Annotated in this window: 9 protein-coding genes; 8 read left to right on the forward strand and 1 reads right to left on the reverse strand. The window is 53.0% G+C overall.

Features of this window, described 5'->3' with window-relative positions:
- From ACXJ5O_RS11700 to ACXJ5O_RS11710, 3 genes are all read left to right on the forward strand, one after another.
- The coding region (locus ACXJ5O_RS11700; RefSeq protein WP_457300044.1) for an apiosidase-like domain-containing protein at nt 1–593 on the forward strand (593 nt) is incomplete at its 5' end.
- 163 nt (nt 594–756) lie between these two features.
- Nucleotides 757–1,827, forward strand: coding sequence for an NAD-dependent epimerase/dehydratase family protein (locus tag ACXJ5O_RS11705; RefSeq protein WP_457300045.1), 1,071 nt, complete (start codon nt 757–759; stop codon nt 1,825–1,827).
- 27 nt (nt 1,828–1,854) lie between these two features.
- A complete protein-coding gene (locus tag ACXJ5O_RS11710; RefSeq protein ID WP_457300046.1) occupies nt 1,855–3,216 on the forward strand; it encodes a DUF4910 domain-containing protein in 1,362 nt (453 codons plus the stop codon).
- On the opposite strand, the gene rfbC is transcribed toward ACXJ5O_RS11710, so the two are convergent.
- Nucleotides 3,180–3,719 (reverse strand): dTDP-4-dehydrorhamnose 3,5-epimerase, encoded by a 540-nt coding sequence (rfbC, locus tag ACXJ5O_RS11715; protein WP_457300047.1) that lies wholly within the window; start codon nt 3,717–3,719, stop codon nt 3,180–3,182. The two genes, ACXJ5O_RS11710 and rfbC, sit on opposite strands and share 37 nt — an antisense overlap.
- A gap of 317 nt (nt 3,720–4,036) precedes the next feature.
- Between rfbC and ACXJ5O_RS11720 the strand changes: the two genes are divergently transcribed.
- From ACXJ5O_RS11720 to ACXJ5O_RS11740, 5 genes are all read left to right on the forward strand, one after another.
- A complete protein-coding gene (locus tag ACXJ5O_RS11720) occupies nt 4,037–5,332 on the forward strand; it encodes a methyltransferase domain-containing protein (protein ID WP_457300048.1) in 1,296 nt (431 codons plus the stop codon).
- On the forward strand, nt 5,329–6,141 hold the full coding sequence (locus tag ACXJ5O_RS11725; RefSeq protein ID WP_112526197.1) for a sugar phosphate nucleotidyltransferase: 813 nt from the start codon (nt 5,329–5,331) through the stop codon (nt 6,139–6,141). The genes ACXJ5O_RS11720 and ACXJ5O_RS11725 overlap by 4 nt, the downstream gene beginning before the upstream one ends.
- The gene (locus ACXJ5O_RS11730; protein ID WP_457300049.1) at nt 6,138–6,797 is read left to right on the forward strand and encodes a PIG-L deacetylase family protein; all 660 of its coding nucleotides are present in this window, start codon (nt 6,138–6,140) and stop codon (nt 6,795–6,797) included. The genes ACXJ5O_RS11725 and ACXJ5O_RS11730 overlap by 4 nt, the downstream gene beginning before the upstream one ends.
- A 423-nt stretch (nt 6,798–7,220) precedes the next feature.
- On the forward strand, nt 7,221–8,012 hold the full coding sequence (locus ACXJ5O_RS11735) for a response regulator transcription factor (protein ID WP_112526193.1): 792 nt from the start codon (nt 7,221–7,223) through the stop codon (nt 8,010–8,012).
- A 45-nt stretch (nt 8,013–8,057) separates the two neighbouring features.
- A partial coding sequence (locus ACXJ5O_RS11740) for a GumC family protein (RefSeq protein ID WP_457300050.1) occupies nt 8,058–9,578 on the forward strand: 1,521 nt, incomplete at its 3' end.

Here is a 9,578-nt window from a genome sequence, read left to right on the forward strand (position 1 = left end):
CTATAAAACGTTATCTCTCGGGACAAGCGCGCCCGTTTTTTTTCATCGAGGGTATGTATGAAGGAGAGCACAACACGACCGAGCAGACCATTCGGGAGATCGCGTATGGCGCAATTCTTTCGGGAGCCGCCGGCCAGGTGTTTGGCAATAATCCGGTCTGGCATTTTGCTGGTCCGGCTCTTTTCCCACGCCCGGTAACCTGGCAGAAAGCCCTTTCCAGCCGCGGTGCCCAAAGCATGAGTCATCTCAAGGCGTTCTTCGACGCTATCGCCTGGTGGACGCTCGAACCAGAGCAGGGGAAACTTCTCGTCGCGCCGGATCCACCGCTTCCCGGGTATGTTATTGGCAGTCGCTCGGCGAAGGGTAACCTTGCAGTGATCTACCTGTCCGACCGGAGCAGCGTCATCCTCCACAAAGCAGCGCTAGGGCCCACAAAGCAACATGCTCGCTGGTTTGATCCTTCATCCGGGCAATTCAGTGAAGCGATCGCGAAAAGTGACTCCAAGGCTAACACCATCACATTCGAGTCCCCACAGGCACAAAATGCGGCAGGTTTTTCGGACTGGCTCCTTCTGCTGAGCGATACCGACTGAGTGCGTCAGCGTTCAGACGATTGCATCGGACAAAAGGCGTAGCACATTTGCCGAAAGTGTAGTTCGTATCGATGATGATCCTCCGAACTCCTCTCTCGCCGTTCTGCCCGCCCGCAAGTACCGTTTACCAGAAAAACATCTACGCGTAGAAGGACGATACACAATGAAAGTACTTGTGACAGGGCATCGCGGTTATATTGGAACGGTCATGGCGCCTTTCCTGATGAAAGCCGGCCATGAGGTTCACGGCTACGACGCCGAGCTTTATCGCAGTTGTTCCTACGCCCCGGGGGGGGCCATCGCCGACATTCCTGCGGTCTGCAAGGATGTACGTGACGTGACGGTAAGCGACCTCAAAGGCTTCGACGCGATTATTCATCTCGCGGCATTGTCGAATGATCCGCTCAGCAATCTCAATCCGGATATCACCTATGAAATCAACCATCGCGGCAGCGTGAAGTTTGCTGAAACGGCAAAGAAGGCTGGCGTTTCCCGGTTTCTCTTTGCTTCGTCCTGCAGCAACTACGGCAAGTCGGGCGAGGGCATGATAGACGAGACCGGACAGCTCAATCCCGTTACGGCCTATGGCTCGTCCAAAGTGCTTGCTGAGAAGGACATTGCAAAGCTCGCCGACGACAACTTTACACCTGTCTATTTGAGGCCCGCGACCGCATATGGTCTGTCTCCAATGCTGCGATTTGATATTGTCCTGAATAATCTCGTCGCTTGGGCGGTCACTGAAGGTGTCATCCTGCTGAAATCCGATGGGTCGCCTTGGCGTCCGATCGTCCATATCGAAGATATTTCGCGCGCTTTCCTCGCTGCTATGGAAGCTCCAAAGGACAAGGTGCACAACGAAGCATTTAACGTCGGTCAGTCGGCGCATAATTACCGCATTCGGGAAATTGCAGAGATCGTGGCGCAGGTCGTGCCCGGTTGCCGGCTTGAATTTGCAGATGATGCGGGTCCCGACACGCGTTCCTACCGTGTAAGCTTCGAGAAAATCGCCCGGGTTCTGCCAGCATTCAAACCGGTCTGGGACGCAAAGGCCGGTGCAGAACAGTTGCATGCAGCTTACATGAGTGCCGGATTGACCCTCCAGGAATTTGAGGGGCCCCGTTATCAACGCATCAGCAACATCCGGAAGTCGCTGGTCGAGGGCACGTTGAACCAGAGTCTACGCCGTATTCCGTCGTCATCTCGGCATCCGGCCTTGGCCGATGCCGTCATATGACCATCCGTGTCCGCCATGAACAGCTTTATGGTATCGTTTGATACGATCAGGACGACAGGCGACGTCGAGGTTGATGTGGGGATCCGCATCTACGCGCTCGCCGCTCGGCTTTTTCCGATCTGCCGGAGCATAACCGGGGACGGCGTGCGTGAAACACTGCAAATCCTCGGCCAGCATATCGATCTGACACAATACGAGGTCCCGACCGGAACGCAGGCGCTTGATTGGACGGTGCCTCAGGAATGGAATATCCGCGACGCCTATATCAAGGACCCATCTGGCCGGAAGGTTCTCGACTTCGCTGACAATAATCTGCACGTCCTGGGATACAGCGCGGCTGTGCGACAGACGATGCCCCTCAGCGAATTGAAAACTCACATCCATACCTTGCCCGAACAGCCGGACCTTATTCCCTACAGAACGTCTTATTACAGCGAGCAATGGGGCGTGTGCATGGCGCACAACGAGCTCCTTCAACTGGAGGAGGGCGAATACGAAGTTCTGATTGATTCCGAGAAGCGTGACGGACATTTGACCTATGGCGAATATGTCCACAAGGGTCAGTCAGATAGAGATGTGCTGCTTTCCGCCCATATCTGTCATCCATCACTGGCCAATGATAATTGTTCCGGCCTGGCACTATTGGCTTGTCTGGCCAAAGCGTTACGTACACGCAAAACACGCTACAATTATCGCTTCCTTTTTGCGCCCGGAACGATCGGTGCGCTCACGTGGCTTGCCGGCAATGAAGACAAGGTCTCACGGATCGACCATGGACTGATCGTTTCTTGTGTCGGCGATGGCGGCGGACCCAATTACAAGCGAAGCCGCCGGGGCAACACCCTCATTGATCAGGCAATGCAGTACGTACTGAACGCGGACGGCAGGCAGGGTAAGATTAGCGATTTCAGCCCTTACGGCTATGATGAACGCCAATATTGTTCGCCGGGATTCAATCTTCCGGTTGGGCTCTTCCAACGGAGCGCATTTGGAACATTTCCTGAATATCACACATCTGCTGACAATCTGGATTTCATCTCGCCGGAGCACCTGGGCTCGTCCTATCGGATGATCATGGATGCGATCGATATATTGGAGATGAACTGGACGCCGATTAATCTTTTCCCGAAAGGCGAGCCTCAGCTCGGCAGGCGTGGTCTTTATTCCGCATTAGGCGGCGATAAGTCTGCCGGAGAAACCGCCATGGGGTACCTTTGGGTGCTCAATCTGGCAGATGGCAATCACACGCTGCTCGATATCGCACAGAAATCCAACATGTCCTTCCGCGATATCGCCCGGGCCGCGCAGTTGCTGCTCGCAAACGGCCTACTCGCCGAGGCGCCGGAACAAGATCAGGCGGGTGAGGCGTCCAGCAGCGGCCAAGCTTGATCTTTGTCAGACAGGACAGTTGGCTTCGCTGGCCAGTCGATTGCAAACGCCCGATCGTTCCACCTAACACCGGTCGAGGCCTGCGGATTGTAAAACTCCGATATGAGATAAGAGACAGTCGCGTCGTCGCGCAGCGTCTGGAAACCGTGCGCAAATCCCTTCGGGATATAGAGCTGGCGGCAATTGCTGTCGGAAAGTTCGTAGGCAGTCCAGCGCCGGTACTGAGGCGAGTGAGGGCGAAGATCGATGATCACGTCCAGTATTGCGCCCCTTATGCAGGAAACCACCTTCACCTCGGCGTGCGGCGCCGTCTGAAAGTGCATACCTCGCAAAGTATGTTTGGTTACCGAATGCGACATGCTGTGCTGAACAAATGTTGTTTCGAGTCCATGTTCTCGGAACTCGTCTACGCAAAACGTTCGGGCGAACGATCCGCGCGCATCCGAGAGCGGAACCGTCTCGACTAGCCACGCACCGCTAAGTTCTGTCTCGGTAAATCTCATTCTGTCTGCCTCATTTCAACCATTTCTGAACCACCAATTTTGTCAAACTCCGCGTACACGCGAAAGTCACAATAAGAGGTAGGCCAACCATCACCGATGTTCCTGCTGCGTGGACTGAACGCTTGGGGAGCATCAAGGGTCACACTCCGTTTGACGGACACAATATGGAGGCGTTCCACCGTTCGGATGAGCCCACTGATCGCATTGTCATATCGCCCGCGCGTGGTGAAGGCCGTAACTTCATAGCCTGAGGATGCCGCTTGTCCCGAGAATCTCATGCGGACAGGGGAACACACGTGGTGATCAGGAGCCAAGGCATGAATATTCAAACCAGTACTCTCTTATTGGCGAACCGCCCAAGCGACAAAAAACATTCCTGTCGCCTGTGCGGCACCGGTTTGAAGTACACTTTCATTGATCTCGGAATGTCGCCTCCCTGTGAGAGCTTTGTTCCGCGCGAACTGATCGATTCTATGGAAGCATACTATCCGCTCCACGCTTATGTTTGCGAAGAGTGCCTGCTGGTGCAATTAAGCGAATATGTGAGCCCGCAGGCCATTTTTGAAGAGTATGCGTATTTCTCTTCCTATTCCACCAGCTGGGTCGCGCATGCGAAGAAATACTGCCATCAGATGGCAGAGCAACTCCAGCTTGGTCGCGATAGCCTTGTCGTCGAGCTCGCCAGCAACGACGGTTACCTGCTTCAGCACTTCCTTCCGTTGAACATTCCCGTGCTCGGCGTCGAGCCGGCGGCCAATGTTGCCAAGGTCGCTATTGAGAAGGGCATTCCGACTCGTGTGGAGTTTTTCGGTGAAAAATATGCTCAGGCGCTGGTGAATGAAGGACTGCGCGCAGACCTCATCGCCGGCAATAACGTATTGGCGCAGGTACCGGACCTCAACGATTTCGTCGCCGGCATGAAAATCCTGTTGAAGCCCGAAGGTGTTATCACCCTGGAGTTTCCTCATATCGAGAAACTGATCGCCGAAAACCAGTTCGACACGATCTATCACGAGCACTTTTCATATTTCTCGCTTCTCACAATTGAACTCATGGCCGAACGGCACGAGTTGAAAGTCATTGATGTAGAAGAACTCGGTACGCATGGTGGCTCGTTGCGCGTTCACCTCGCGCATGCGGCTAGTGAGCGTCCGACTCAGCCAAGTGTGGCCCGAGTTGTGAAAAATGAGATCGATGCAGGCCTCGACAGGATCGAGATTTACACCTCGTTCGTAGAGAATGCCCGCCAGGTAAAGCGTGAGCTTCTATCGTTCCTCATTGAAGCAAAAAAGGCCGGCAAGACCATCTGCGGATATGGCGCACCCGGTAAAGGCAATACGCTGCTCAACTATTGCGGTATCGGAACCGATTTCCTCGATTTTACCGTAGACAGGAACCCTTACAAGCATGGCCGCTATACACCAGGCATGCATATCCCGATCGAACCCGTTGAAGCCATCGATCTGGTCAAACCCGACTACATTCTGATCCTGCCCTGGAATCTCAAGGACGAGATCGTTGCACAGATGCGGCACGTCCAGGAATGGGGCGCAAAATTCGTTGTTCCCATTCCGGGTGTCGCCGTCATCGACCCGAAGGAGCTCAAGTCATGAAGGTTGTTCTGTTCTGTGGTGGCATGGGCACCCGCATTCGCGAATATTCGGAAAACGTTCCAAAACCCATGATTCCGCTTGGCTCTCAGCCGATTCTGCGGCACGTCATGCAGTACTATGCCGACTATGGACATGATGATTTCATCCTTTGCCTTGGCTACAAAGCCAACGTAGTCAAGGACTTTTTCCTCAATTGCCGCCCGCAGACGTTCTCGGACTGTGTGGTCACGGGTGATGGCAACGTAGAGGTGTTGGGAGAGTCGCAAAAAGATTGGCGTATTTCTCTGATCGACACGGGTATCTGGCGCAACATCGGCGAGCGCCTCTGGGCGGTGCGCAATCAAGTCAGAAACGAAAAGATATTTCTCGCCAATTATAGTGACGGCCTGAGCAATGTCGATCTGGACGACATGATAGAAAAATTTGAAGCCAGCGGAAAAATCGCATGCTTCCTCGCCGTTCGCCCACCGCTTACCTATCATCTGGCGGACATAGCCGAAGACGGACGTGTGCGCGAGTTCCGCTCCTCTGACCGTTCCGACATCTGGATAAATGGTGGTTACTTCCTCTTCCGTGGCGAGATATTCGATTACATGCGGGAATCCGAGGAACTCGTACTCGAACCCTTCAGTAGGCTCATCGCAGACGACATGCTGATGGCCTACAAGCACGAAGGTTTCTGGCGTTCAATGGATACGCTGCGCGATTGGCAGGCTCTCCAGGAAATGGTTGAGCGTGGTGAAATGCCTTGGACAGCTCATGGCGCACTGAAAGACGGCTCCAACATCCGTTTGGTCAAGGCGTTATGAAAGAATTGCCTTTGGCGAGACGCGGAGAGCGTCTTTCTGTCCTTTGCTTAGGAGCGCATTCGGACGATATCGAAATAGGTGCAGGGGGAACGATCCTGCGTCTTATTGCCGATGGTGTTCTGCTTGACGTCCACTGGTGTGTGCTAAGCGCACCCGGGATCCGTGCGGGTGAAGCAAATGCCTCAGCTGTTGCTTTTCTTGAAGGCGCCGCCACGAGCAATATCGAACTTGCCGAGTTTGAAGACAGCTATTTCCCCAGTCAGTCCCGCGAGATCAAACAATGGCTCAATGCTGTACGCGAACGCGTCTCGCCCGACGTGATTTTCACGCACGCGCGCGACGACGGCCACCAGGATCACAGGGAAGTGAACCGTTTGACAACCAATGTCTTCCGCAATCATTTTGTGCTCGAATATGAAATTCCAAAATGGGACGGGGATCTCATGCGGCACAACACATATATGCCCTTGCCGTCCAAAATCATGGACCGGAAAACCGAACTTCTTCTCGAGCACTTCGGGACACAGCGCTCGAAAGACTGGTTCGATGAATTGACATTCAAAGGGCTGGCCCGCCTACGGGGCATGGAATGCCGCGCTGAAGAACGCTTTGCCGAAGCCTTCACAAATCGCAAGTTGGCCTTGACTATAGGATAACCCTCGGTCACTCGAGCCGCTCTGCATTCAAAAATGCAGAGTGCCGTTATTCTATCCTGACCACATTTTAGAATCTAACGAATCACGTGTTTAAAGCGATGCGAATCACTGCGTTCGCGTCGTTTGCCGCTCTGCGCAGCATAAATCTCAAGTATAAGCCTTTCTTTATATGTTTAGTTCGATGGCAGATGCGGGGGAAACGAACTAATAGGCATCCTCGACGAATTAATCCAGCCTATGGGATCGGGCTATAGCTGGCTACACCGTCAAATTTTTTACCATCGAAGGAATTATAAGAGGATTAAAGACACTAACAAATAAAGAGCGTAAATTAATATTCGTGAAAAAGAAGTGCGGCTGGACGTGTTTATGCGCGTTCAATAGATCAACTCGCAACAAAAGATAAAAATTGGGGTTAATACAATGGAGAATATTCATCCATCCCGTTTGGGCAACAATGAACAAGAGCCATATGATCGCGAGATCATTGTAAATAACAGCCAACAATCCAACGATAAATACAACGGTAATCGTCAATTCCAAAAATACAGTACAGAAGATTACTTGGCTATTGTCGACAAGCGCGCTTTGGAACGCGAATGTCTCGCTCAGGCTTTGATCAACCATCACATAGGCCTCAAAGTATTTACATTCGGTAGCCTGGAAGAATGGCAAGCCTCTAAAAAAGAACTATCCAATTTGCGCGCCGTGTTGATCAACACTGGCAATCGCACGCTGGACGATGCCAATCTAACTGCTGAAATCAGCGAGCTTGTCGCGACTTTCCAGACTGCAGCTGTGGTTGTCGTTGCCGACAATGATGATCTGACCTTTATTCTGAAGGCATTGGAACTCGGCGTTCGTGGATATATCCCCACAACAGTTGGCATCGAGATCTGCATGCAGGCAATTGAACTGGCAATCGCCGGTGGAAAGTTTGTACCGGCAAGTAGCGTTCTAACTTTGCGTAAGCTCCTTGGCGGCCGAAGCGACGAGTTTCGTCACATCACCACTTCGTTTACAGCACGGCAGTCCGCCGTTGCTGAGGGTCTCCGTCGTGGCAAGGCAAACAAGATTATCGCCTATGAGCTCAACCTCTGCGAAAGCACGGTAAAGGTCCATATTCGCAATATCATGAAGAAACTGGGTGCCACTAATCGGACGGAGGTTGCGTACAAAATTAGCGACATGATTCCGCATGAATCCAGATTCTGAACGGCCTACCTGCTAACCGATATCTGATTTTCAGAGGTATTGATCATGATCGTTTCTGAAGTTTTGCCCCCGCAGGGCGGAATGCCATTGTCGCGAATCCTTTCGCTCCTGATGAACAGATGGCTTACAGTTCTATCAGCCATTGTTGTGTGTATGGGGCTGGCGATAGTGGGCTATATGACCGCCCCGGCCAAGTACAGCTCAGAAGCGATCTTGGCCCTAAACGTTCGCAAATTGCAGGCGCTTCCAAATGAATCGGTCGTTTCACCGCTTCCGCAGGAAAGTCCGGTTTTGCGGACGGAACTCGACATTATCAGCTCGCGCTCCATGGCCGAGAAGGTACTGGCCGACCTAGACCGTCAAGGTTTCGACTCCAAGGGCAAAATCATTGTGCCGGGCCAAGGAAATCTTGTCGCGACAGATGAGGAAACGCCGTCCGACCGGTCAAGAATTGATGAGCTACTGTCGAATCTTAATGTTCTCAATGACGGCAGATCGTACACGATTTACATCGGTTACCGTGCGAATAATCCGGAATATTCCGCTGCTGTCGCGAATGCGTTCGGTGAAGCGTACCTCAACTATCAAATCGATCTGCAAACCTCGGCCACGCGCCGTGTTAGTGATTGGCTTGGCGGAAAGCTCTCTAGCCTGCGGGCAACGCTCGAACACTCTGAACGCGCCGCCGCCGATTTTCGCGAGCAATCAGGACTCGTGAAGGCCAACGGTATGACGCTGCAGTCGCAGCAAATTGCTGCGCTGAATGCGGAACTCGCGACCCTGCGGGGAAAACTTGCAGGTGCTGAAGCCCGGCTGTCAACCGCAATCGAGGCGTCAAAGAATAACTCTGGCGTGGCTTTGTCGGAGATTCTCAATTCCCCGGCCATCTTGGCACTGCGGACGGAACAATCCCGGATCGAGAGGAATATTCAGCAAATCAAGGAGAGCGGGGCAACTCAAAGCGTCCAGCTCCCGCAGTTTAACTCGCAGCTTGAATCGCTGAAGGGCCAGATTGGTGCGGAGGTTCAACAGATTCTGGATAGTCTCCGAAACGAGATAAATGTCACGCATCTTCAGCAAGCGTCGGTTGAGGCAAATCTGAAAGAGCTACAGGACAGCATGTCGACGGCCAACAAAGCCACTGTCCAGGCCGATCAGCTGGATCGCGAAGCTTCGGCAAACCGCGCGATATATGAAAGCTACCTGACACGTTACAAACAAACGATCGAGCAGGACGGTATCGCCACTGCCGAAGCGCGTATGATTTCACGTGCTGTTCCGGCAAGGTCGAAGGTAAGTCCGCGTCTCTCGTCGTGGCTTGCATTGGGTGGAATTGGCGGCATCTGTTTCGGCATGGCCGGCGCGTTTCTTATGGAATTGCGTGATAAATCCATCCGATCGAGCGCGGCTCTCGAAACAGCGGTGCGGCTGCCCATTATCGGCCGGATACCCCAATTGTCAGTTCGGGAGCGGAAAGAAGCCGCGCGAATGGTTACCGATGGCAATTCGGGCTTTGGCCGTGCTATCGCTGACCTTCAGGCACAGCTATTATTGTCGGCATCGACG

The sequence above is a fragment of the Phyllobacterium sp. P5_D12 genome (assembly GCF_054049495.1).